The organism is Saccharothrix sp. CCNWYY140 (assembly GCF_037401995.1).
Taxonomy (GTDB): Bacteria; Actinomycetota; Actinomycetes; order Mycobacteriales; family Pseudonocardiaceae; genus Actinosynnema.
This window is the reverse complement of the sequence record NZ_JBBEGC010000003.1, coordinates 94,083-117,429: the sequence shown is the minus strand read 5'-3', so window position 1 is coordinate 117,429 and position 23,347 is coordinate 94,083. Positions and strand designations below refer to the sequence as shown.

General features: G+C 71.3%; 21 protein-coding genes and 1 tRNA gene. 12 read left to right on the top strand and 10 right to left on the bottom strand.

The window, feature by feature from the left end:
* Positions 1-14: 14 nt before the first annotated feature.
* The gene (locus tag WBN91_RS02925) at positions 15-1,202 is read right to left on the bottom strand and encodes an amino acid deaminase/aldolase (RefSeq protein ID WP_337722444.1); all 1,188 of its coding nucleotides are present in this window, start codon (positions 1,200-1,202) and stop codon (positions 15-17) included.
* Positions 1,203-1,274: 72 nt separating this feature from the next.
* Here WBN91_RS02925 and WBN91_RS02920 point away from each other — a divergent pair, with 72 nt between their 5' ends.
* The gene (locus tag WBN91_RS02920) at positions 1,275-2,552 is read left to right on the top strand and encodes a D-arabinono-1,4-lactone oxidase (protein WP_337722443.1); all 1,278 of its coding nucleotides are present in this window, start codon (positions 1,275-1,277) and stop codon (positions 2,550-2,552) included.
* Between the two features lie 877 nt (positions 2,553-3,429).
* Here the strand turns inward: WBN91_RS02920 and WBN91_RS02915 are convergent.
* From WBN91_RS02915 to WBN91_RS02905, 3 genes are all read right to left on the bottom strand, one after another.
* On the bottom strand, positions 3,430-4,065 hold the full coding sequence (locus tag WBN91_RS02915; protein ID WP_337722442.1) for an NAD(P)-binding oxidoreductase: 636 nt from the start codon (positions 4,063-4,065) through the stop codon (positions 3,430-3,432).
* A gap of 15 nt (positions 4,066-4,080) precedes the next feature.
* Complete coding sequence (locus tag WBN91_RS02910; protein WP_337722441.1) at positions 4,081-4,710, bottom strand: hypothetical protein; 630 nt, start codon at positions 4,708-4,710, stop codon at positions 4,081-4,083.
* Between the two features lie 593 nt (positions 4,711-5,303).
* Positions 5,304-5,386: transfer RNA gene (locus WBN91_RS02905), tRNA-Leu, on the bottom strand.
* Between the two features lie 116 nt (positions 5,387-5,502).
* Here WBN91_RS02905 and WBN91_RS02900 point away from each other — a divergent pair.
* The 7 genes from WBN91_RS02900 to pknB all read left to right on the top strand — a co-directional run bounded on the left by WBN91_RS02900 (position 5,503) and on the right by pknB (position 14,977).
* A complete protein-coding gene (locus tag WBN91_RS02900) occupies positions 5,503-6,648 on the top strand; it encodes an FhaA domain-containing protein (RefSeq protein WP_337722440.1) in 1,146 nt (381 codons plus the stop codon).
* Positions 6,649-6,699: 51 nt separating this feature from the next.
* Positions 6,700-7,161, top strand: a complete 462-nt coding sequence (locus WBN91_RS02895) for an FHA domain-containing protein FhaB/FipA (RefSeq protein ID WP_121223868.1) — start codon at positions 6,700-6,702, stop codon at positions 7,159-7,161.
* Positions 7,158-8,549, top strand: a complete 1,392-nt coding sequence (locus tag WBN91_RS02890; protein WP_337722439.1) for a PP2C family protein-serine/threonine phosphatase — start codon at positions 7,158-7,160, stop codon at positions 8,547-8,549. The genes WBN91_RS02895 and WBN91_RS02890 overlap by 4 nt, the downstream gene beginning before the upstream one ends.
* A gap of 4 nt (positions 8,550-8,553) precedes the next feature.
* On the top strand, positions 8,554-10,017 hold the full coding sequence (locus WBN91_RS02885; RefSeq protein WP_337722438.1) for an FtsW/RodA/SpoVE family cell cycle protein: 1,464 nt from the start codon (positions 8,554-8,556) through the stop codon (positions 10,015-10,017).
* On the top strand, positions 10,014-11,480 hold the full coding sequence (locus tag WBN91_RS02880) for a peptidoglycan D,D-transpeptidase FtsI family protein (RefSeq protein WP_337722437.1): 1,467 nt from the start codon (positions 10,014-10,016) through the stop codon (positions 11,478-11,480). Before WBN91_RS02885 ends, WBN91_RS02880 begins: the two co-directional genes overlap by 4 nt.
* The gene (locus WBN91_RS02875) at positions 11,480-12,925 is read left to right on the top strand and encodes a serine/threonine-protein kinase (RefSeq protein ID WP_337722436.1); all 1,446 of its coding nucleotides are present in this window, start codon (positions 11,480-11,482) and stop codon (positions 12,923-12,925) included. The genes WBN91_RS02880 and WBN91_RS02875 overlap by 1 nt, the downstream gene beginning before the upstream one ends.
* Before the next feature lie 69 nt (positions 12,926-12,994).
* The gene (gene pknB, locus WBN91_RS02870; protein WP_337722435.1) at positions 12,995-14,977 is read left to right on the top strand and encodes a Stk1 family PASTA domain-containing Ser/Thr kinase; all 1,983 of its coding nucleotides are present in this window, start codon (positions 12,995-12,997) and stop codon (positions 14,975-14,977) included.
* A 100-nt stretch (positions 14,978-15,077) separates the two neighbouring features.
* On the opposite strand, the gene WBN91_RS02865 is transcribed toward pknB, so the two are convergent.
* Positions 15,078-15,722, bottom strand: a complete 645-nt coding sequence (locus tag WBN91_RS02865) for an aminodeoxychorismate/anthranilate synthase component II (RefSeq protein ID WP_337722434.1) — start codon at positions 15,720-15,722, stop codon at positions 15,078-15,080.
* Positions 15,723-15,787: 65 nt separating this feature from the next.
* Here WBN91_RS02865 and WBN91_RS02860 point away from each other — a divergent pair, with 65 nt between their 5' ends.
* Complete coding sequence (locus WBN91_RS02860) at positions 15,788-17,137, top strand: FAD-dependent oxidoreductase (protein ID WP_337722433.1); 1,350 nt, start codon at positions 15,788-15,790, stop codon at positions 17,135-17,137.
* A gap of 85 nt (positions 17,138-17,222) precedes the next feature.
* Here the strand turns inward: WBN91_RS02860 and WBN91_RS02855 are convergent, their stop codons facing one another.
* Together WBN91_RS02855 and WBN91_RS02850 are read right to left on the bottom strand one after the other, a co-directional pair.
* Positions 17,223-17,381, bottom strand: coding sequence for a hypothetical protein (locus WBN91_RS02855; protein WP_337722432.1), 159 nt, complete (start codon positions 17,379-17,381; stop codon positions 17,223-17,225).
* Positions 17,381-19,567 (bottom strand): class E sortase, encoded by a 2,187-nt coding sequence (locus tag WBN91_RS02850; RefSeq protein ID WP_337722431.1) that lies wholly within the window; start codon positions 19,565-19,567, stop codon positions 17,381-17,383. Before WBN91_RS02850 ends, WBN91_RS02855 begins: the two co-directional genes overlap by 1 nt.
* A 137-nt stretch (positions 19,568-19,704) precedes the next feature.
* On the opposite strand from WBN91_RS02850, the gene crgA reads away from it, so the two are divergent.
* Together crgA and WBN91_RS02840 are read left to right on the top strand one after the other, a co-directional pair.
* Positions 19,705-19,971: a cell division protein CrgA gene (crgA, locus tag WBN91_RS02845; RefSeq protein WP_121223886.1), complete on the top strand. Its 267-nt coding sequence runs from the start codon at positions 19,705-19,707 to the stop codon at positions 19,969-19,971.
* A 215-nt stretch (positions 19,972-20,186) separates the two neighbouring features.
* On the top strand, positions 20,187-20,600 hold the full coding sequence (locus WBN91_RS02840) for a PH domain-containing protein (RefSeq protein WP_337722430.1): 414 nt from the start codon (positions 20,187-20,189) through the stop codon (positions 20,598-20,600).
* On the opposite strand, the gene WBN91_RS02835 is transcribed toward WBN91_RS02840, so the two are convergent.
* Entirely contained in the window at positions 20,597-21,460 is an 864-nt protein-coding gene (locus tag WBN91_RS02835) for a rhomboid family intramembrane serine protease (protein WP_337722429.1), read from the bottom strand. The two genes, WBN91_RS02840 and WBN91_RS02835, sit on opposite strands and share 4 nt — an antisense overlap.
* Positions 21,461-21,470: 10 nt before the next feature.
* Positions 21,471-22,019 (bottom strand): peptidylprolyl isomerase, encoded by a 549-nt coding sequence (locus tag WBN91_RS02830; protein WP_443217648.1) that lies wholly within the window; start codon positions 22,017-22,019, stop codon positions 21,471-21,473.
* A 95-nt stretch (positions 22,020-22,114) separates the two neighbouring features.
* Between WBN91_RS02830 and WBN91_RS02825 the strand changes: the two genes are divergently transcribed.
* Positions 22,115-22,732, top strand: a complete 618-nt coding sequence (locus WBN91_RS02825; protein ID WP_337722427.1) for a hypothetical protein — start codon at positions 22,115-22,117, stop codon at positions 22,730-22,732.
* Positions 22,733-22,788: 56 nt separating this feature from the next.
* Here WBN91_RS02825 and WBN91_RS02820 read toward each other — a convergent pair whose 3' ends face one another.
* The gene (locus WBN91_RS02820) at positions 22,789-23,337 is read right to left on the bottom strand and encodes a DUF2020 domain-containing protein (RefSeq protein ID WP_337722426.1); all 549 of its coding nucleotides are present in this window, start codon (positions 23,335-23,337) and stop codon (positions 22,789-22,791) included.
* Positions 23,338-23,347 lie beyond the last annotated feature (10 nt).

The window sequence follows — 23,347 nt, the reverse complement described above, 5'->3', positions numbered from 1 at the left end:
GACGTCGCCACGTCTCAGCCGAAGGACTTGCCCTCGCCCCGGTAGGTCGGCGCGGTGTGCACGACCGCGTCGCCCTGCACGACGTGGTAGTGGGTGAACCGCTCCGCCAGCTCGCCGGCCTTGGCGTGCCGGAACCACACGCGGTCGCCCAGCGCGAGCGCGTTCGCGGCCCGGCCGACGACCGGCGTCTGCACCTCGCCCGCGCCCTCCAACGGGGTCAGGGACAAGCCGACCGGCAGGTACGGCGAGGGCAGGCGGTCGGCCGTGGCGGTGCCGGACGCCAGGTAGCCGCCCGCGAACACGGTGGCCACGCGGGGGCCGGGTCGCCGCACGACCGGCAGCGCGAACAACGCTGCGGGCCGGGGGCGGAACGAGCGGTAGGCGTCGAACAGGGTCGGCCCGATCAGGCCGGACCCGGCGGCCAGCTCGGTCACCGACGGGTCGGCGCCGGTGATCTCCAGGCTGCCGGTGCCGCCGCCGTTGACGAACTCCAGGTCCGCCACGCGCCGCACCGCCACCACGGCCTCGACCCGCCGCTCGACCAGTTCCGTCGACGACTTCTTCTGCATCCACCGGACCGCTGCCGCGCGCAGGGGTCGGCCGAGCGGGGAGTCACCCAATCCGGCGATTTGACCTTCGTAGGCCATCACTCCGACGAGGGAAAATCCGGGTCTCCGGGTGATCTTCGCGGCCAGGTCGGCGGCGTCCCGCGCGGAGTGCACCGGCGAGCGCCGGGGGCCGACGTGCAGACCGGGGACGGGTCGCCAGGACACGTCGAGCTCCAGGCAGACCCGGATGGCCGGGTGGCCGGTGCCCAGGGCGGCGTCGACCAGGTCGAGGTGGGCGGGCGAGTCGACCATGATCGTCACCCGTTCGCGGGCCTTGTCGTCGGCGGCCAGCGCGCGCAGCGCACCGTGGTCGACGGTCGGGTAGGCGACGAGGAGGTCCTCGGAGAGGTCGTGCTCGGACAGCCACAGCGCCTCGGCGAGCGAGTAGCACATCACGCCGGCGTATCCCGGGCGCGCGAGCACTCGTTCCAGCAACCAGCGGACCCGCACGGACTTGCTCGCCACCCGCACCGGCTTGCCGCCGGCCCGGCGGACCAGGTCGGCCGCGTTGTGGTCGAACGCGTCCAGGTCGACGATCGCGAAGGGCGCGTCGAGCGCTTTGGTCGCGGCGTCGAGGCGGCTGCGGGGCTGCATGGGCTCACCGTACTTGAAAGGTGAAAGCTATTCACCTACGGTGCGTGGAACAGGTCACACCGGAGGTGGGCGTTGGGTACCCCGTGGAGGAACTGGGCGCGCACCGCGACCGCGACACCGCACCGCGTCGAGCACCCGGCCACGGCGGAGGAACTCGCCGAGGCCGTGGCGCACGCGCCCGCGATCCGGCCGCGCGGCAGCGGGCACTCGTTCAACGACATCGCCGCCGCACCCGCCGTGGCCCTCGACCTCGACCGGTACACCGGCATCACTGAGGTGTCCGGCACGCTCGTCACCGTCCGGGCGGGCACCACGCTCCGACAGCTGAACGCCCTGCTGGACCACCTGGGCCTGGCGCTGCCGAACCTCGGCGACATCGACGCGCAGACCATCGCCGGCGCCATCTCCACCGGGACGCATGGCACCGGCGCGAAGCTGGGCGGCCTGTCCACGCAGGTCACGGCGTTGGAGTTGATCCTGGCGACCGGCGAAACCGTCCGCTGCTCCGCCGCCGAACGCCCCGACCTGTTCAACGCGGCCCGCGTGAGCCTGGGTGCGCTGGGCGTCATCAGCACCGTGACCCTGCGCTGCGTACCGGCTTTCGTCCTGCACGCCCGCGAAACCCCGGACCGCCTCGACCGCGTGCTGGAGGAGTTCGACCACCTGACAGCGGTGGAGGACCACGTCGAGTTCCACTGGTTCCCACACAGCGACAACGTGATCTTGAAGCGCAACAACCGAACCGACCAGCCCGCCGCGCCCTTGTCGAAGTTGCGCCATTTCTACGAGTACGAGGTCATGGAGAACGGCGCGTTCGGCTTGGTCTGCCGCGTAGCCCGCGCCCTGCCGCGCACGACCCGCGCGCTGAACCGGGTGTGCGGCAACCTGATCTCCGAACGCGTCTACCAGGACGTCTCACACCGCGTTTTCGTCACGCCTCGCCGAGTCCGTTTCGTGGAATCGGAATACGCCATCCCGCGCACAGCCCTCCACGAGGTCCTGGGCGAACTGCGGAAGGCCGTGAACAAACTGGACCACGGCATCATCGTGCCGGTGGAAGTGCGCGTAGCCCAATCCGACGACATCTGGCTCTCCACAGCGAACGGCCGCGACACCGCCTACATCGCCATCCACCAATTCCTGGGAATGCCCTACCGCCAGTACTTCGACGCCTTCGAACAGATCGCCGGCGCAGCAGGCGGACGCCCCCACTGGGGCAAGATGCACTCCCTGACCGCCACCACCCTCTCCACCCGCTACCCCCATTTCCCGGACTTCCAACGCATCCGAGCCGAGGTAGACCCCACCCACAAATTCACCAACCCCTACCTAGACCGCGTCCTCGGCTAACCCGCCTCCCCCCACCCACGCCAGCGGTCCAGCGGGTCGTTGGGCGGCCGGGTCGCAGGACCGGTGCGCGGCCCGGCCGGCGGGCAGTCGGCGCGGTCGGCGGGCAGTCGGCGGGGTCGGCGGGCAGTCGCGGGTCGGCAGGCGTGCGGTCCGGCCAGCGGGCATCCGGCGGGGCGCCGGGCACACGGCCCGGCCAGCGGACATGCAAGGCGGCCGGCGGACATGCGGCCCGGCTGGCGGGTATGTGGGACGGCTGGCAGGCACGTGGGGCGGTGGACATACGCGGCGGCCGGCGGACATGTGGCGGGACCAGCGGATGTGCGGGGTGGGCGGCGGGCATGCGGGTAGTTGGGTGCGTGAGCGGGTGGGGATGGGGGATGGTTCGGTGCATGGGCGGTCGGGCGTTGGCGGTCGGGAGGGCCGGATCGCTGGGCCGGGCGGGTAGCAGCCGGGCCGGGCGGGTGGCAGCCGGGCCGGGCGGGTGGCGGCCGGGCCGGGCGGGTGGCGGCCGGGCTGGGCGAGTGCAGCCGGGCCGGCTGGGCGAATGCAGCCGGGCCGGGCGGGTGGGTGGGTGGCGGCCGGGCCGGGGAGCTGGTCGGGCGGGGCGGGTAGCGAGGTCGCTTGTCGTTCGGCGTGGTTTGGTGCCGGGAGCGCCAAGAGCGGGCGGGTCATCTGGCTGCGGGCTGGCTGGCTTGCGCGGCTTGTCGCCAGATCGGGCTTTGCGGCAGCTCGGTCCTGGCACCAGCTCGGGGGTGGGTGGTGGACCTTGCCCGTCCCGTCCGCCGTTCCTAATTACGGTATCGCGTGAGATCGCGGAATGTTGCGGATCCTGTATGTCACTCGATTGGGTGGACGTTCCGGGAGTGCTGGGAACAGGTTACAGGGATTCGGCGATGGGTGTGGAGCCCGCGATTAGTTCGTAGGTGCGGTGGGTTGTGGTGGTGGGGTGGTCCAGGAGGGCCACTACGACAGCGGCTACGTCTGCTCTGGGGATTTCGCCTCGGCGTGGGGATTCCGCGAGCTCTACGTTGCCTGTCGGGGGTTGGTCGGTCAGGCGGCCGGGGCGCAGGATGGTCCAGTGCAGGGGGCGGGATTTGAGGTCTTCTTCGGCTGCGGCCTTTGCCTTCAGGTACGCGTCGAAGACCTTGTCGCCGGTCACCCTGCCGATGCCGGTTGTGCTGATTTGCACGAAGCGGCTGACGCCCGCTTGTTCTGCTGCCGAGGCGAAGAGTGCCGACGCTGCGCGGTCCACTGTGTCTTTGCGTTCTGCGCCGCTGCCTGGGCCTGCGCCGGCTGCGAAGACGGCTGCGTCGGCATCCTTGAGGTGTTCGGCGACCGAAGCGGCGTCCGCCGACTCCAGGTCGCACAGCACCGGTTGGGCTCCGGCGTCCCTGACGTCCGTGAAGTGGTCCGGGTTGCGGACCAGGGCGACCACCTCGTCGCCGCGGCTCGTCAGCAGCCTTGCCGTCAACAGTGCGATCTTGCCGTGCCCGCCTGCGATCACCACCCGCATGACCGCAAACTTAGATCAGGCCACCGGGTCCGGCACCGCGGCGAGCACCTGCTCGTAGACCAGCTCGTTCACCCACCGCGTGGTGGCGGTGTCCTCGACGGGCACGGTCTCGTTGCGGCCGGTGACGTCCATCGACAGTGCCGACTCCTCGTCCGCCAGCAGCACCGAGACGCCGTAGCGACGAACGCGCGGCAGGCAGTTCGCCAAGTAGTCGTGGGTCAGGGCGACCGAGGCCGGCAGGACCGCCGCCGCGTTGCCGAACCGGGCGAAGGGCACCGCGGACGCGAGTGCGGTCCGCCAGTGGCGGGCCACCGCCAGGACGCCGATGATCCGAACTGCGGCGGGCGGCACGCGGCCGTCCATTTCGGGCCACACCCACGTGGACACCGTCGTCCGATCAGTTTCGGGACCCGCGCCGAGGCACACCCGTTCGGCGTGCGCGTCGGCCAGCAGTTCGGCGACCACGATCACCTTGCGGCCCATCAGGACCATCTCCGGCAGCACCACACCGTGCCAGCCGAGGCGCACCGCCGCCGCGGCGGCGAGGTCCGCCACGTCACCGGGCAGTTCGGGAACCGGGATCGCCGTGGCCGACAGCGCCCGTGCGTCGCCGGTGTCCGCGATCCGTGCTGGGGTGCTGCTCACGCCAGGGCCTCCTCGGCAACCACGGCGGTAGCGCCCGCCGCGTTTCGACTCGTGCTCTGCGTAAGGCCTACCACCCGGGAACCCCGCCGTTCCCCGGCTCGACGGGCCGCTGCGATCGACGGCGCCGAGCGGTCGGTAACCGGTCGAAACCCCGGACCGGGAGTTCGGCCCGGCGGTGCTGCCGTCCGGGTGACGTCGACCGGCTGGAACAGGCCGAAAACGAGCTCAGCGTGCACGGGTCACGCACGCGCCGGCCACGGACGTGACGGCGCTCACCGCACGGCCCACCCCTCGACCGACCGCTCACCGACCGAAATCGACCGACGGACGGGGGCAGGCCGAACCAAGAGGCCGGGGACGAAGTCGGCAAGGGGCGGACGGCCGACGCGAGTGGGTCCGCTTCGGGCTCCCGCACGCCCCTTCACACCCCGCCGGGCGGTGCGACGAAGATCACCACGGCGGGCAACCGCAAGGCCAACGGACGCGGCCATTCGAGTGACACAGATCACCGGCCCCGCCACCGCCGGCAGAACCCCGGCACAACGAAAATCCCCCGCCTCCGAACCTCGGAAGCGGGGGATTCCCGTTTGCTGTGGGCGAGGGGGGAGTTGAACCCCCACGTCCTTTCGGACACACGGACCTGAACCGTGCGCGTCTGCCATTCCGCCACTCGCCCGGAGCGACGTGGAGAACACTAGCACGGCCTCCGTCCGGGTTACCAATTGCCCCGTGTACCGGCACGTCACCCCGGATACGATCGGTGGCAGAAGTCGACCGAGTCGGAGGGTTGCCGTGGGCCTCGTGGAGCGCTTCGAGCGCCGTCTCGAAGGCATCGTGGGCAACACCTTCGCGCGTGTGTTCGGCGGGAACGTCGTCCAGGAGGAAGTGATCCCGGCCCTCCAGCGCGAGGCGGAGGTCAACATCCGCGAACTCGCGGGCGGACGGCTCCTGGCCCCGAACCACTACATGGTCCTGCTGGGCCCAGAGGACCACGATCGGCTTGCCGGTGACGGCCAGGATGAACTACGCATCACCCGTGCACTGGGGGACTCCATCCGGGAGTACCTCGATGAGAGCGGATGGGATACCTATGGTGACGTCGTAGTCTCCTTGGAGCGCTCCGACGCGCTGCACACCGGACAGTTCCGAACCAGCTCGTCCGTCGACCCCGACGTGAAAGTTGCCAGCCGACGGTCAGCACCACCTCGCACAGGAGACGGATCGATGAGCCAGCCTCCCGGCTACGGACAACAGGGCCAGCCCGGCTACGACCCCTACGCGCAGGGCGGCTACGGCCAGCAGGGCTACGACCAGGGCTACGGCCAACAGCAACCGGGCTACGACCAGGGCTACGGCCAGCAGCAGCAGGGCTACGACCAGGGTTACGGCCAGCAGCCCGGCTACGGCCAGCAGGGTTACGACCAGGGTTACGGCCAGCAGGGCTACGACCAGGGCTACGGTCAGCAGCCCGGCTACGGCCAGCAGGGCTATGACCAGGGTTACGGCCAGCAGGGTTACGACCAGGGCTACGGCCAGCAGGGCTACGACCAGGGCTACGGCCAGCAGCCCGGCTACGGCCAGGCGCCGGGCGGTTACCCGGACCCGTCCCAGGGCTACGCCCCGCCCGCGGTGCAGTCCGGCCCGCGCCAGCTGAACGCGACGCTGCACCTGGACGACGGTTCGAACCGCACCTACAACCTCAAGCAGGGCGGCAACGTGGTCGGCCGCGGCCAGGAGGCGGACTTCCGGCTGCCCGACACCGGCGTCTCCAGGAGGCACCTGGAGATCACCTGGGACGGGCACAGTGCCATGCTCGCTGATCTCGGTTCGACAAACGGCACCACGGTGAACGGCACTCCAGTGCAGACTTGGCAGCTCGCGGAAGGCGACGTCGTCCGCATCGGCCACTCGTCGCTGGTCTTCCGCACCCAGGGCTGAGGGGTCGAAGCGGGCGGGTGACGGCGGAAGAGTCAGGAGCGGTTACAACCGGTGCCAGAGCTGGTGATGCAGCTGACCAGAGCGGGTTTCCTCGTCCTGCTCTGGTTGTTCGTGTTGGCTGCGCTGAGAGTGGTCCGCTCCGACCTGTACGCGGCGTCGGGACTGCGCGTTCCGACGCCCGGTCTGCGGAGAGGAGCCGGCAAGGCCGGTAAGGGCGGCAAGGCCCCGCGGCAGCTCGTCGTGACGCACGGCGCGCTGGCGGGTACGCGCATCTCCCTGGACGGCAGGCCGATCCTGATCGGCCGCGCCGACGATTCGACGCTCGTGCTGGACGACGACTTCGCGTCGACCCGGCACGCGCGGCTGTCGCTGCGCGGCACCGACTGGTACGTGGAGGACCTGGGCTCCACGAACGGCACCTACCTCGACCGGGCGAAGGTCACGGCCCCACTCCGGGTCCCGCTCGGCACCCCGATCCGTATCGGCAAAACGGTGATCGAGCTGCGCACATGACCCTCGTCCTTCGATACGCGGCCCGCAGCGACCGGGGCCTGGTCCGCTCGAACAACCAGGACTCCGTGTACGCGGGCCCCCGCCTGCTCGCGCTCGCCGACGGCATGGGTGGCCACGCCGCGGGCGAGGTCGCCAGCAAGGTGGTCATCGCCGCCCTGGCCCCGCTCGACGACGACGAGCCGGGCGACGACCTGCTGGGCCAGCTCCGCGACGCGGTCATCGCGGGCAACGGCGCGATCTCCGAGCTCGTCCAGTCGGACCCGGACCTGGACGGCATGGGCACGACGCTCACGGCCGTCCTGTTCGCGGGCAACCGCCTGGGCATGGTGCACATCGGCGACTCGCGCGCCTACATGATGCGCAACGGCACCTTCACGCAGATCACGCACGACGACACGTTCGTGCAGTCGCTGATCGACGAGGGCCGGATCACCGAGGAGGAGGCCGCGACGCACCCGCAGCGGTCGCTGCTGCTGCGCGCCCTGACCGGGCACGAGGTGGAGCCGCGGCTGATGGTGCGGGAGGCCCGGCCGGGTGACCGCTACCTGCTGTGCTCGGACGGCCTGTCCGGCGTGGTCAGCATGGAGACCCTCGAGGAGGCCATCCGCATCCCGGACCCGCAGGCCTGCGCGGACCGGATGATCGAGTTGGCGCTCAAGGGCGGCGGGCCGGACAACGTGACGGTCGTGGTCGCCGACGTCGTCGACATCGACTTCGGGGAGGACGCCCCCATAGTGGGCGGCGCGGCCGGAGACGGCTCCGAGGACCCACCACCCCCCGACTCGCCCGCCTCGCGGGCGAGTTCGATAACGGGGCCCCGTCCGATCCCGCAGCGGGTCGAACCCCCGCAGCCGCCGCCGCAGCGACGCTCGCGCGCCGGCCGGGTGAAGGCGCTGCTGCTGGTGCTGTTCGTGCTGCTGATGCTGGCCGCGGCCGGTCTGGGCACCCGCTGGTACGTGCTGCGCCAGTACTTCGTGGGTGCGGCGCCGGACGGCCAGGTGTCGATCTTCCGGGGTGTGACCGGCAGCATCTTCGGCTTCGACCTGCACAGCCTGGTCGAGGGCTCGTGCCCGCCGGGCGCGCAGGCGTGCGAGCCGATCACCGTGGACGACCTGAAGGTGGCCACGCGGGACGTGGTGCGCAACGGCATCACCGACGTCGACGGTCTGGAGGGCGCGCGGGAGGCGATCCGCCGGCTGCGCACCGAGCAGACCCTGCCGCTGTGCTCGAAGGAGCAGTCGACGACCGGGGCGACGACGACCACCCCGCCGCCGGGTCTGGACCCGTCCGCAACCACCACGGCGCCGCCGACGTCCACCACTCAGGAGGGCACGCCGCTGCCCACGCCCGCGCAGAAGCCGGGCACGGACTGCCGAAAGGGTCAGTAGACGCATGGGTTCGCCGGTCCCCGGCGCGGAGGGCACGCCGCTCTCGGCGGCGAGCAGCACCTCGCCGGGTCTGAAGCCGCCCACGAGGCGGAGCAGCGAACTCTTCCTGCTCGCGTTCGCGGCGGGCCTGGTGACGATCGCGCTGATCCTGGTGGAGGCGAACCAGGAGCAGGAACTGACCATGCGCATCGTGTGGCTGGGCCTGGCCTACCTGGGCGTGCTCACCGTGGCGCACCTCGCGGTGCGCAAGTGGGCGCCGTACGCGGACCCGGTGATCCTGCCGTGCGTGGCGCTGCTCAACGGCCTGGGCCTGGTCATGATCCACCGGATCGACCTGGCCAAGGAGGGCGACAAGCTGCCCGGCGGCGGCATCTGGTCGCCGGCCGCGCCCAAGCAGGTGCTGTGGACGGCGATCGCGCTGGTGCTGTTCTGCATCGTGCTGGCGGTGCTGTCCGACCACCGGACGCTGGCCCGCTACGGCTACACGTTCGGCTTCCTGGGCCTGGTCGCGCTGGTGCTGCCGGGTGTGCTGCCCGGGTTCATCGCGCCGGAGATCAACGGCGCGAAGATCTGGTTGAGCTTCGGCGCGTTCTCCATCCAGCCGGGTGAGTTCGCGAAGATCCTGTTGATGGTGTTCTTCGCCGCGTTCCTGGTGTCCAAGCGCGAGCTGTTCACCGCGGCGGGCCGCAAGGTGCTGGGCATGGACCTGCCGCGCGCCCGTGACCTGGGTCCGCTGGTCGCCGCGTGGGCGGTGGGCGTGAGCATCATGGTCTTGCAGAAGGACCTGGGGTCGTCGCTGCTGTTCTTCGGCATCGTGCTGGTGCTGCTGTACGTGGCGACCGAGCGCGCGGCGTGGGTGGTGCTCGGCGTGGGCATGTTCTGCGTGGGCGCGGTGGTGGCGTGGCGGCTGTTCGGCCACGTGCAGATCCGCGTGCAGAACTGGCTGGACCCGTTCGCCGACCCGTCCGGCAAGGGCTACCAGATCCTCCAGTCGCTGTTCGGCCTGGGCACCGGCAACATCTTCGGCGCGGGCCTGGGCGGCGGGCGGCCGGACGAGATCCCCGAGTCCAACACCGACTTCATCACCGCCGTGATCGGCGAGGAGCTGGGTTTCGTCGGCCTGTCCGCGGTGCTGGTGCTGTACACGGTGCTGGCGCTGCGCGGCATGCGGAACTCGCTGGCCGTGCGCGACACGTTCGGCAAGCTGCTCGGCGGCGGCCTGTCGTTCGCGATCGCGTTCCAGATCTTCATCGTCGTCGGCGGGGTCACCAAGCTGATCCCGATGACCGGCATCACGGCGCCGTTCCTGTCCTACGGCGGCTCGTCGCTGCTGGCCAACTACATGCTGGTCGCCCTGCTGCTGCGGATCTCGGACGCGGCGCGCGCGCCGAAGTCGACACCGAAACCGCGTCCGCAGCAGCCCGCGATCGCCGACCAGTTCACTGTCATGGTGGAGCGTCCCAAATGAACACACCGCTCCGCCGCGTCGGCCTCGCCATGATGGTGATGATGCTGCTGCTCCTGGGCAACGCCACGTACGTCCAGGTGATCATGGCCGACGACTACCGGAAGAACCCGCTGAACCGGCGGGTGCTGCTGGACCAGTACTCGCGGGAGCGCGGGCAGATCATCGCCGCGGACGGCACGCCGATCGCGACCGTGGAGAAGACCACGGACCGCCTGCGCTACCTGCGCCGCTACGCCAACGGCCCGGCGTTCGCCCCGGTGACCGGTTTCTTCTCGACGACCTACGGCACCTTCGGCCTGGAACGCGTCGAGGACGACCTGCTCAACGGCTCGGACGACCGGTTGTTCGCGCGCCGGGTGTCGGACCTGATCACCGGCCGCGACCCGAAGGGCGGCAGCCTCCAGCTCACCATCGACGCCGCCCTCCAGCAGATCGCCTTCGAGAAGCTCCAGGGCGTGACCGGGTCGGTGGTGGCGATCCGGCCGCAGACCGGCGAGATCCTGGCGATGGTGTCCACGCCGTCCTACGACCCGAGCCTGCTGGCCAGCCACGACCCGGAGGTGCAGGAGAAGGCGTGGCTGGAGTACACCGCGCCGGACGGCCCGCAGCCCACCCGCAACCGGTCGGTGGCCGAGATCTACCCGCCCGGGTCGACGTTCAAGCTGATCGTGGCCGCCGCCGCGCTGGAAGAGGGCGCGAACAAGGACACGCAGGTCGACGGCCGCCCGGTGATCACTCTGCCGGGCACGGAGCGGACGCTGCCCAACTTCAACGACACGACGTGCGGCAACGGCGTCACCGCCACCCTCCAGGAGGCGTTGGCCAAGTCGTGCAACACCGCGTTCGCCGTGCTCGCCGACCAGCTCGGCCCGGAGAAGCTGCGCAAGCAGGCCCGCAAGTTCGGGTTCGACGACTCCGAGCTGACCGTGCCGCTGTCGGTGGCCACCTCGACGATGGGCCCGATGGCGGACAAGCCGTCGGTGTACCAGAGCGGCATCGGCCAGCGGGACGTGCGGGTCACGCCGCTCCAGAACGCGATGATGGCCGCGACCATCGCCAACGGCGGCGCCCGCATGAAGCCGCACTTCGTGTCGAAGATCCTCGCGCCCGACCTCCAGGCGATCAGCGAGACCAAGCCGGACGAGCTGGACGAGGCGATGGACCCCGACAAGGCGGCTCTGCTGCGCGACATGATGGTCGAGTCGGAGAAGAACACCGGCGGCACCGGCAAGCTGTCCGGGGTGACCATCGCGTCCAAGACGGGCACCGCCGAGCACGGCGAGGACGTCGCCTCGACCAACCCGCACGCCTGGTACGTGGCGTTCGCGCCGGCCGAGAAGCCGGAGATCGCGATCGCCGTGATCGTGGAGAACGGCGGCCAGCAGGGCCTGTCCGCGACCGGCGGCCGGGTGGCCGCGCCGATCGGCCGTGCGGTCATCGGCGCGTACCTCGGGAGCCGCTGATGCTGACCTCGGGCCAGTTGCTCGCCGAGCGGTACCGCCTGTCGCGGCGGATCGCGGTCGGCGGCATGGGCGAGGTGTGGGAGGCGGCGGACACCCGGCTGGACCGCAAGGTCGCGGTGAAGGTGCTCAAGGCGGAGCTGTCCGGTGACTCGGAGTTCCTCAACCGGTTCCGGATCGAGGCGCGCACCACGGCGTCGCTGAACCACCCGGGCATCGCCGCGGTGCACGACTACGGCGAGACCGCGTCGATCCCGGACGGGCCGGAGGACACCGCCTACCTGGTGATGGAGCTGGTGGAGGGCGAGCCGCTGGCCGCGATCATCGCCCGCGGCAGGCTCGGCGCGGACCGCACGCTGGACCTGCTGGAGCAGGCGGGCAACGCGTTGCAGGCCGCGCACGAGCGGGGCCTGGTGCACCGGGACGTGAAGCCGGGCAACATCCTGGTGACCCCGACCGGCAAGGTGAAGATCACCGACTTCGGCATCGCCAAGGCCGCCGACGCGGCGCCGGTGACGCACACCGGCATGGTGATGGGCACCGCGCACTACATCGCGCCGGAGCAGGCGCTGGGCCACGCCGCCGAGCCGGCCAGCGACGTGTACGCGCTGGGTGTGTGCGGGTACGAGTGCCTGACCGGGCACCGGCCGTTCCTGTCGGAGAACGCGGTGACGGTCGCGATGATGCACATCCGGGACGTGGCGCCGCCGCTGCCGCCGGACGTGCCGCCGGGTCCGCGGGCGCTGATCGAGGCGACCCTGGTGAAGGACCCGCGGCAGCGCTACCGCAACGGCGGCGAGTTCGCGGCGGCGGTCAGCGCGGTGCGCAACGGCCAGCCGCTGCCGGTGCCGACGGGCCTGGCGATGGCGGTCGGGCCGCCGCCCGCGTTCACCGGCGCGCAGGTGACGCACCCCGGCATCCCGGTGACCCACCCCGGCTCGCGGCCCGGCATGCAGCCCGTGCCGCCCGGACCGCCGGTCAACGGTCCGCGCACGGACGCTTTCGGTCCGTTGCCGCCGCCCCCGCGACCACCGGGGCGCAACCGGGCCCTGCTGTGGGTTATGGTCGCTGTGCTGGTGGCCGTGCTGCTGGTGCTCGGCGTGGTCGTCCTGCGCGCGCTGGGTGACGACGACGTGCCGACCGGCACGGGCACGAACCGGTCCAGCGGGACGAACCAGGTGGGCGCCACGAGTGCCCGCACCTCGACGCAGGACTCGACCGATCAGATCCCCGGCACCACGACGGTCACGATCACCGAGTCCGACTTCGTCGGCGACCCGGCCGACGAGGTGGCGAGGAAGCTCGACGACCGCGGCCTCGACCCCGAGGTGCACGTCGACCAGGGCGGCGCGCCGCGGGACGCGAAGCGGTGCCGGGTGTCGGACGTGAGCCCGACCGGTGAGGTTGCGATCGGCTCACGGGTGACGGTGACGTGTGTACCGACGTGATGGTGGAGCGGTACGAAATCGGACGGAAGCGATGGCAGGACCGTTGACGAGGAGCGGGACGAAGCACTGATGAGCACTCCGCGACTGCTCTCCAACCGCTACGAGCTGGGTGAGACCCTCGGATACGGCGGCATGTCGGAGGTGCACAAGGGCCGCGACGTCCGGCTCGGCCGGGACGTGGCGATCAAGGTGCTGCGCGCCGACCTCGCCCGTGACGCCCAGTTCCAGGAGCGGTTCCGCCGGGAGGCGCAGAACTCGGCCGCGCTGAACCACCCCGCCATCGTCGCGGTCTACGACACCGGTGAGACCAACACCGAGTACGGCCCGCTGCCGTACATCGTGATGGAGTACGTGGACGGCCGGACGCTGCGCGACATCGTCAAGACGCAGGGCCCCATGTCGGGCAAGCGCGCGATGGAGATCATGGCGGACGTGTCGGCCGCGCTGGACTTCAGCCACCGGCACGGGATCGTGCACCGGGACGTGAAGCCCGCCAACGTGATGATCACCAGATCCGGTGCGGTGAAGGTGATGGACTTCGGCATCGCCCGCGCCGTGCACGACGGCCAGGCGGCGGTGACCCAGACCGCGGCCGTGATCGGCACCGCCCAGTACCTGTCGCCGGAGCAGGCGCGGGGCGAGGCGGTGGACGCGCGGTCGGACGTGTACGCGTCGGGCTGCGTGCTGTTCGAGCTGCTGACCGGTGAGCCGCCGTTCACCGGCGACTCGCCCGTGGCGGTGGCCTACCAGCACGTGCGGGAGGACCCGAAGCCGCCGTCGGCGCTGAACCCGAAGGTGACGCCGGCGCTGGACGCGATCGTGCTCAAGGCGATGGCCAAGGGTCCCGCGAACCGCTACCAGTCGGCCGCCGAGATGCGCGCGGACCTGGTGCGCGTGCTGTCCGGGCAGCGCCCGTCCGCGCCCGCGGTGATGACGGCCGAGGACCGGACCGCGGTGCTCAACCAGTCGCCGCGCACCGAGGTCGCCGCGGGCGGGCGGCACCGGCCCTCCGCGATGCGCGAGGAGCCCGCCGACTACGACCCGATCGCGGACGAGGAGGAGGAGCGGCGCGCCCGGCGCAAGAAGACGATCATGATCACGCTGGTCGTCCTCCTGTGCATCGCGGTGCTCGCCCTCGCCGCCTGGATCACCACGACGCTGCTGGACAACGACAAGGACACCGGCACGGCGAAGATCGACGTGCCGACGCTCAAGGGCCAGACGCAGTCGGCGGCCAGCGCCGAGCTGAGCCGGCTCGGGTTCAACCCCACGGTCAAGCTGGTGCCGTGCCAGCCCGGCTCCGAGCCGGCGTGCACGAGCGAGGACATCGGCAAGGTGGTCGACACCGACCCGAAGGCCGGCACCAAGCTGGACAAGTTCGCCAACGTGACGATCCTGGTCGGCGCGGCGGCGGAAGCCGTCGACGTCCCGGACGTGCGCGGCCTCAGCGCCGCCGACGCGCAGAAGAAGCTCCAGGAAGCCGGGTGGGGCTTCAAGCAGGACTCCGCCACCGTCGAGGTCGAGGACCCGAAGCTCGTCGACAAGGTGGCGAACCAGAACCCGGCCGCGGGCACGAAGGCGCCCAAGGGCAGCACCATCACGGTGACCCTGGGCAAGGGTCCGGAGTCCGCGCAGCTGCCGGACGTGACCGGCCAGTCCTTCGCCAACGCCAAGGCGACGCTGGAGGGCAACGGGTTCAAGGTGCAGTCCAAGGAAGTGGACAGCCCCGAGGAGCAGGGCGAGGTCGTGGCCCAGAACCCCGGCCCGGGTCGGGCGGAGAAGGGTTCGCTGATCACGCTGAGCGTGTCGAGGGGCAACCAGATCCTGATGCCCGACCTGACCGGCATGACGGAGAACCAGGCGCGCACCAAGCTCAGCCAGCTCGGCTGGACCGGCGACCTGAACGTGGTGTCGAAGACGGCGACGAACGACATCCAGCAGGACAAGAAGATCGTCGACCAGGAGGTCAAGCCGAACGCCGCGCTGGCCAAGAACGGCCGGGTGAACGTGGTGCTGGCCGAGTTCAAGGTCGGCGCGACGACCACCAGGTAAGCCCTCGAACGACGAAGACCCCCGGCCTGGACGAGGTCGGGGGTCTTCGTTTGTCCACAGGTTTGCCCACAGGGGTGGACAACTCGAACGGGTGTTCGATTCAGGCGCGCCGAGCGGCGGCGGCGAGCTGGCGCATGCCGTTCTCCAGGCGTTCGACGGTCGCCTCGGGGACCTCGAACCCGCACACCTTCAGCCAGTTGGCGAGCATCCGGTGACCGCCGTCGGTCAGCACGGACTCGGGGTGGAACTGGACGCCCTCGACCGGCAGTTCCCGGTGCCGCATGGCCATCACCACGCCGGACTCGGTGCGGCCGGTGACCTCGAACTCGGCCGGGATCGTGTCGGGGAGCACGGTCAGCGAGTGGTAGCGGGTCGCGGTGAACGGGTTCGGCACGCCCGCCAGGACGCCCGCGCCCGTGTGGTGCACCACACTCGTCTTGCCGTGCAGCAGCTCCGGCGCGAGGTCGACGGTGCCGCCCCACACCGCGCCGATGGCCTGGTGGCCGAGGCACACGCCGAACACCGGGACGCCCGCGTCCGCGCAGTGGCGGATCACGTCCATGCTCCGGCCGGCCTTCTCCGGGGTGCTCGGACCAGGGCTGACCAGCACGCCACCGACCTCGCCGAGCTCGTCGAGCTCGACGGCGTCGTTGCGCCGGACGACGCACTCGACACCGAGCTGGGCGAGGTACTGGACGAGGTTGTAGACGAAGCTGTCGTAGTTGTCGACCACGAGCACGCGCATGCCGCCAGCGTAGCCGTGAGCAACCTCTCGTCAGAAGTGATCTTAGGCTAACCTAACCTTGAGCTATGACACGTACTCTGCGCGTCGCCGTCGTCGGCGCCGGCCCCGCGGGCATCTACGCCGCCGACAACCTGATCAAGTCGGGGGCCGACGTCCGCATCGACCTGTTCGAGCGGATGCCCGCCCCGTACGGCCTGATCAGGTACGGCGTCGCCCCGGACCACCCGCGCATCAAGGGCATCGTCACCGCCCTCCAGCGCGTGCTGGACCGGCCGGAGGTCCGGTTCTTCGGCGGCGTCGAGTACGGCATCGACCTCAAGCTCGACGACCTGCGCCAGTTCTACGACGCCGTGGTGTTCTCCACCGGCGCCGAGAAGGACCGGCCGCTGGACGTGCCCGGCATCGACCTCGACGGCTCGTACGGCGCGGCCGACTTCGTGTCCTGGTACGACGGCCACCCGGACGTGCCGCGCACCTGGCCGCTGCACGCCTCCCAGGTCGCCGTGCTCGGCGTCGGCAACGTGGCGCTGGACGTGGCCCGCATCCTCGCCAAGAGCGCCGACGAGTTGCTCACCACCGAGATCCCCGACAACGTCTACCAGGGCCTGAAGGCCAGCCCGGTCACCGACGTGCACGTGTTCGGCCGCCGCGGCCCCGCCCAGGCCAAGTTCACCCCGCTGGAGCTGCGCGAACTCGACCACTCGCCGCACGTCGAGGTCATCGTGCACCCCGAGGGCATCGACTTCGACGCCGCCAGCATGGCCGCGATCCGGTCCAACAAGCAGGTCGAGATGGTCGTCAAGACCCTCCAGGAGTGGGCCATCCGCGACGCCGGCGACCGGCCGCGCCGCCTCCACCTGCACTTCCTCGAAGCGCCCGTCGAGGTGCTCGGCGAGGACGGCCGCGTGGTCGGCCTGCGCACCGAGCGCATGGAGCTGACCGGCGACGGGAACGTCCGCGGCACCGGCGAGCACACCGACTGGCCGGTGCAGGCGGTGTACCGGGCCGTCGGCTACCTGTCCACGCACCTGCCGGACGTGCCGTTCGACCACCAGTCCGGCACCGTGCCGCACGAGGCCGGCCGCGTGCTCGACCTCGACGACCAGGCCATCCCCGGCGTCTACGTCACCGGCTGGATCAAGCGCGGCCCGATCGGCCTCATCGGCCACACCAAGGGCGACGCGCTGGAGACCGTGACCAGCCTGCTCGCCGACGCGCCGCTGCTGCCCGAACCGCCGGTCACCGACCCGGACGCCGTGGTCCGGTTCCTGGAGCAGCGCGCCGTGCCGTTCACCACCAACGAGGGCTGGCTCAAGCTCGACGCCCACGAGATCGCACTCGGCCAACCCCAGGACCGCGCCCGGGTGAAGGTCGTGGACCGCACCGAGATGACGCGCATCTGCCGCGGCGAGTGACGCACCCTCTCAGCCGGCACCCCCCGAATTGTCGGTACCGGCTGGGACAATGGAAGCGGGGGCCGGAGGCCGCGCCCAGCGCGGCCTACTGCGGCGTCGTCACGTTGTTGAACGGCAGCTTCGGCTCGATCCACGGGAACACCACGAACAGCAGCAACGCCACCACCCCGGCCACCAGCACGGTCGCCTCCAGGACGCGCACCGGCAGCGGGCCGGGGAGGTGGCGCCAGATCCAGCCGTACATCACTGCTCCTTGAGCTCTTCGGGCACGAACCCCTCGGCCTTCGGGTAACCCTGCGTCAGCACGGCGTGCACGATGAGCCGCTGCCGGTCGGAGAAGCGCGGGTGGCACGTGGTCAGCGTGAGCAGCGCGACCTGCTGCGCCTGCGGCACCTCGCCCTCGAAGTGCGGGACCGGGTCGATGACCTCGCCCTGCGTCGGCAGCACGATCTCCTGGCCCACGGTCTTGTCGTACGGCGCGCCCAGCGGCGACACCTTGCCGCACTTCGGGTCCTTGACCTTGTCGCTCTGCGCCCACCCGGCGACCTCGCTGGCCTTGGGCAGCATCCGGTAGACGAACCACTCGGTCTGCGTCTCCACGACGATCGCGTCGCACGCGTTGAGCAGGTCCAGGTCGTTGAACGGCGCGCCCTTGCCGACCCGATGGCCGGCGACCGCGAAGTTGCCGGGCGCGCCGGGCAGCGCGGTGTTCACGTAGTGGCCGGGGCCGATCTCCAGGTGCTTGTCGCTGGTGCCCTCGACGACGGAGAACTTGAAGTCCGGGCCGAACGCGGGGATGTACATCTTGGCGAAGGCCTCGCCCTCGACCAGGTCGTACTGCGCCTGCCGCTGCGGGTCGGCCTGGACGGTGTTCGCGCCCCACTTGTCGTCCAGGGCGGAGGTGGCGTCGTCCTGCTTGCCGGCGGAGATGAGGTCGGTGATGTACACCTCGTAGACCACGAAGAGCAGGATCACCAGGCCGAACGTGATGAGCAGCTCGCCGACCGTGCGCACGGTCTTGCGGCCGGCGCTGTCCTTCGGGGGCGGCGGCTCGTCGTCCTCGTAGTCGTCGTCTTCGTAGTCCTCGTAGTCGTCGTACTCGTCGTCGTAGTCGTCCTCGTGGTCGTCGACCGGCTTGATGATCTCGGTCGGCGGGTCCACCGGACGGGGGCGCGGTGGCCGGGCGGGCGCGCCGGACGGCGGCAGGCTGCCGGAGAACGCGCTGGTGTAGCGGGTGGCGTCGGCCGGGGGCGGGCCGGGGTGCGGCCTGCGGCCGGGGGTCTGCGGCTCGGGCTCGCCGTTGAGGCGACGACCCAGCGCCCCGCTGGGCGCACCAGGTCCGGGTGTCCTCGGCAGACCTCCGGGCGGCGTGCCCGGTGGCGTCATGCTTCCGGGTGGCGTGCCCGGAGGGGTCCTCGGCATTCCGCCGGGTGGCGTGCCCGGCGGCATGGCCATACCGCCGGGCGGCGTGCCTGGGGGCGGCGTGGGCGGTCCGCCGGGTGGCGTGCCCGGTGGCATCCTCGCCATCCCGCCTGGCGGCGTGCCCGGTGGTGGCGTGCTCGGCGGCATCCTCGCCATTCCACCTGGCGGCGTGCCTGGTGGGGTCCTGGGCAGACCTCCGGGCGCGCCCGGTGGCGGCATGGGCAGTCCATCGGGTGGTGTGCCCGGTGGGGTCCGCGCCATCCCGCCGGGAGGTGTGCCGGGGCCGGGTGGGGTCCTCGGCAGGCCGCCCGGAGGCGTGCCGAGCGGGATGGGCGGCGGCACCGGTTCGGGTGCGCGCCGCCGGCCGCCTGGTTCGGGGGCGTCCTCGGCGGCCCTGCGCCGACCTCCCGGCCGAAGGCCGCCGGGGGGCGGTCCGGCGGGTGGCGGGCCGGCGGGCTCGTCCGGTGCGCGCCTTCGCCCGCCCGGCTCGACGTGTCCCGCCTCCGCGTCGTACCCGGCCTGCTCGTAGCCGGCCTGGTCGTAGCCGGCCTGGTCGTAGCCGGCCTGGATGTGTCCGGCCTGCTCGACGTACCCGGCCCGGTCGACGTACCCGCCCAGGGACGGCTCGTCGTCCTCGTCGCGCCGCCGCCGGCGGCCACCGGACCGCTCGGGTGGAGCGACGTCCTCGTCCCGCAACCGCCGGCGACCGCCCGGCTCCGGCGCGAGGTGCCCGGACCGGGAGTCCGGGTCGAGGTGGCCCGAGCGGGTCTCCGGGTCGCCGTAGCCGCGCGGTCCCGGCGCGGGGGCGTCGTAAGGCTCGTCGTAGTGCTCGTCTTGGGGCTCGTCGTAGTGGCGCGAACCACGCTCGGGAGCGGGCCACGCGCGCGGCGCGGGGTCGTCCCAGGACGGTGCGACCTGCGTGACTTCCTCGGGTCCCGGTGGGGGAACCCGGGGGCGGGGCGGCGGGCCCGACGGGCCGCCTCGCGGCGGGGGCGGGTCGTAGCTCACCGAAAAACCTCCCGGGCCGAACGTTCCAGAACTACGCGGTGCTTCAGGGACCTGCTCGGTTACGTTAACGTGTTCATCCAGCAGTGGACGTAAACTCGCGCCACTGGAGGCTCATCCACCCGTCAGGCGAGGACAGAATGCCCAAGTCCAAGGTCCGCAAGAAGGCCGTCTACACGGCGCCGGCCGATCGCCGCACCCCGGTGAAGGTCAAGGCGGCGGGACCGTCGCACCCGGTCTACATCGCCGTGATGCTCGGCATGATGCTGCTCGGTCTGGCGTGGCTGGTGGTCAACTACATCGCGGGCGACAAGGTGCCGGTGATGATGGACCTCGGGAGCTGGAACTTCGGTATCGGGTTCGCCCTGATGATCATCGGTCTGCTCATGACGATGCGGTGGCGCTGACCACCTCGCTACGCCACGTGGCGGACGGCCCGGACGCTTCACACGTCCGGGCCGTCTCGCGTTAGCCGGTCGTTCACCCCGTTCACCCGCGGGTCACCGAAGCACAGAGATGTAAGTCATCCCCAATGGGGACAACTCCTGTGGACAACTTTGCGCCAATTTGCACAAGCGCCGGTAGAGCCCCTCAGTTGTCCACATGCGGAACACTCGACAGCGTGACGCCACCTCGTTCCTGGTCCCCCAGACCCGCCGCCATCGCCCTCGCCTGGGTCCTGGCCGCGGTCGCCCTGCTGCTCACCGTCCTGGGCCCCGACGCCGCGACCCGAGTCCTCATGGGCACCGGAACGGCCCTGGTCGTGGCGATGGCGGCATACGGAACCCTGGTCCGCCCCCGCCTCACCGTCGACGACACGGGCCTCACCGTCCGCACGCTGACCGGCCCGCGCCACCTGCCGTGGCACGAGGTGCACGTCAAGCTCGTCCACACCCGCCGCCTGGGCCGCGAGGTGGCCACGCTCGAACTGGACTGGCGCCGCGGCGAGGACGAGCACCTCTACGTGCTCACCCCGACCGACCTGGGCGCCGACCCCCGCGACGTGGCGGACGTCCTGCACGCCCTGCGCCCCTAGACCAGCTGACCCGCCCGCACCGCCACCAGCACGACGAACAGCACCAGGCCGACCGCGACCACTCCCGCCTGGTACCACTCGCGCTTCTCCCGGGGCGCGTAGACGAACCCGAGGGTCACCAGCGCGCCGGCGACGAACCCGCCGGCGTGCCCGATCAACGACACCCCCGGAAGGGTGAAACTGGACACCACGTTGAGCACGAACACGGGCAGCACGACACCGGGGTTGAAGCCCATCGGCCGCATCGCCACCAGCACCGCGCCCATCAGCCCGTACACCAGGCCGGACGCGCCCGCGCCGATCGAGCCCGGGTCGCCGAACAGGAACACCGCCGCCCCGCAGCCCAGGATCGACAGCACCGACACCGCCACGAACCGGGTCGTCCCGAACGCCGGCTCCAACAGCCAGCCCAGGATGGCCAGCCACAGCATGTTCAGCGCCAGGTGCAGGAAGCCGACGTGGGTGAACGCGTTCGTCGCGAACCGCCACCACTCGTCGCCGCCGACCACCGCCCACGGCCACAGCCCGAAGTCGCCGAACAGCGCCGTGCGGTCGACGGCGATCGGGTTGCCGGCCTCGACCGCGAGCAGCACGAAGACCAGCACGTTCAGGCCGATCAGCACCGCGGTCACCAGCGGTCGGCCGCCGCCCTCGGTGCCGAGGAAGTTGCGGGCGCGGCGGACGGTCCGCTTGCCCTCGTTCACGCAGTCGACGCAGTGGTAGCCCACCGACGCCTCGCGCAGGCACTCCGGGCAGGCCGGTCGGTCGCACCGGGTGCAGCGCAGCCCGGTGACCCGGCCGGGGTGCCGCACGCAGGCGACAGCGCCGACCGGGTCACCCGGCGCGACTGGGGTGCTCATCGCACTCGGGTCAGGAGCGCTCGATCGAGACCTTGGTGATCACCACGTCGGTGACCGGGCGGTCGCCGGCGCCGGTGGGGGTGTTGCCGATCGCGTTCACCACGTTGATGGAGTCCTGGTCGGCGACCTCGCCGAAGATCGTGTGCTTGAAGTTCAGCCACGTCGTCGGCGCCACCGTGATGAAGAACTGCGAGCCGTTGCTGTTGGGGCCGGCGTTCGCCATCGCCAGCAGGTACGGCTTGTTGAACTGGAGTTCCGGGTGGAACTCGTCGGCGAACTTGTAGCCCGGGCCGCCGCGCCCGGTGCCGGTCGGGTCGCCACCCTGGAGCATGAAGCCCGCGATGACGCGGTGGAAGATCGCCCCGTCGTAGAACGGGCCGCTGTTCTCGCCGCGGGCGTTGGCCTCGCTGTAGTCCTTGGTCCCCTCCGCCAGTCCGACGAAGTTCGCCACCGTCTTGGGAGCGTGGTCGGGGAAGAGGTTGATGCGGATGTCGCCCTGCGTGGTGTGCAGGGTCGCCGTCACCTTGGTCCCGACGAGCGAGTCGTTGCTGTCTGCCACGCACACCATCGTGCCATCCGCCGGGCGGTGTGGTTGGGGAAGGGGCAGGATGGGTATTGCCACATCGTGACTGGCCGACGACTTGTGGAGCAGAAATGGATGAAGTAGCTGCCATGACCCGAGCCGGGGAGTCGGTTGGCAAGGCCGTCGGCACGGGCATCCGCGCGGTCCGCCGCGGGGCGGTCCGCGCCGGTCACGTCGGTGCGGACGCGGCGTCCACCTGGGCCGAACGGGCCGAGGAGAAGCTCGCCGAGCGGGGCGTGACGGCCGACCGCGTGCGCGGCGTCGTCGCGGACCGGGCGGGACTGCTGGTGGAGAAGGCGGAAGAGGTCGAGAAGTCGACCCGCAAGACCCGCAAGCAGCTCGCGAAGAAGGCCCAGGGCGTGCGCAAGGACCTGGTCAAGGCCGCCGAGCGGGCCCGCAAGGAGGCCAAGGTGCGCGCCAAGGACGTGCGCAAGGCCGCCAAGCAGGCGCGCAAGGAGATGGCCGCGGCGCAGCGGCCCTCGCGCCGCAAGTGGCCGTGGGTGCTCGCGGTCCTGGCGGCCGGTGCGGTCGCCGGGTACGTGGCGCTGACCCGCCGTCCGCAGGAAGTTCACCTGGAAGAGGAGGAGGCCGTCGCGCCGACTCCGCCGAGCTCGACGCCGCCCGCCGCGACGCCGTCGGACTCCGAGGCGCACGCCACGCGCAACGGCCGCGTCTCCGACCGGAGCTGATCTCCGGCACGGTCACCGCGCCCGCTCACCCGGTGTGAGCGGGCGCGCGGCGCGTCCTAGAGACCCAGGTTGGCCACGACGGTCTCGGCGACCCGCTTGGCCTTGATCGTCTGCTTCTGGTTGCTGGTCACGACGACCGCGTCGCCGCCCTTCGCCACCGCGTAGACCGCGCCCTCCGCCAGGACCAGGGACCCGCCCTCCCAGCCCGCCGGCGCGCTCGCGGGACTGGACCCCGACACCGGGGCGGCCCGGTCGACCACGGCCTTCGCCGTCGCGGCGTCGCCGTGGAACACCCACACGGTCAGCTGAACGTCGGTGGCGTTCGCGTAGAAGAAGCACGCCGGGTCGGGCTGGTCGGCCGACAGCCGGACCTTGCGCACGAGCTGCCCGTTCGCCTCGGCCACGTACGCCGACTCCAGGTACGGGCACTGGCCGTCGGCGGCGGGCTGCGGCTCGGGTGGCGGGCCTGCCGGCCGGGTGGTGGCGGGGACGGCCGCGGTGGTCGGCGGGGCGGTCGTCGCGACCGTGGCGGGCTCGGCGGTGCACGCGGCCAGGGCGCCGAGGGCCAGCAGGCTGGGCAGGGCGGTTCGCAGCACTCGGTTCATAGGGCCGCAA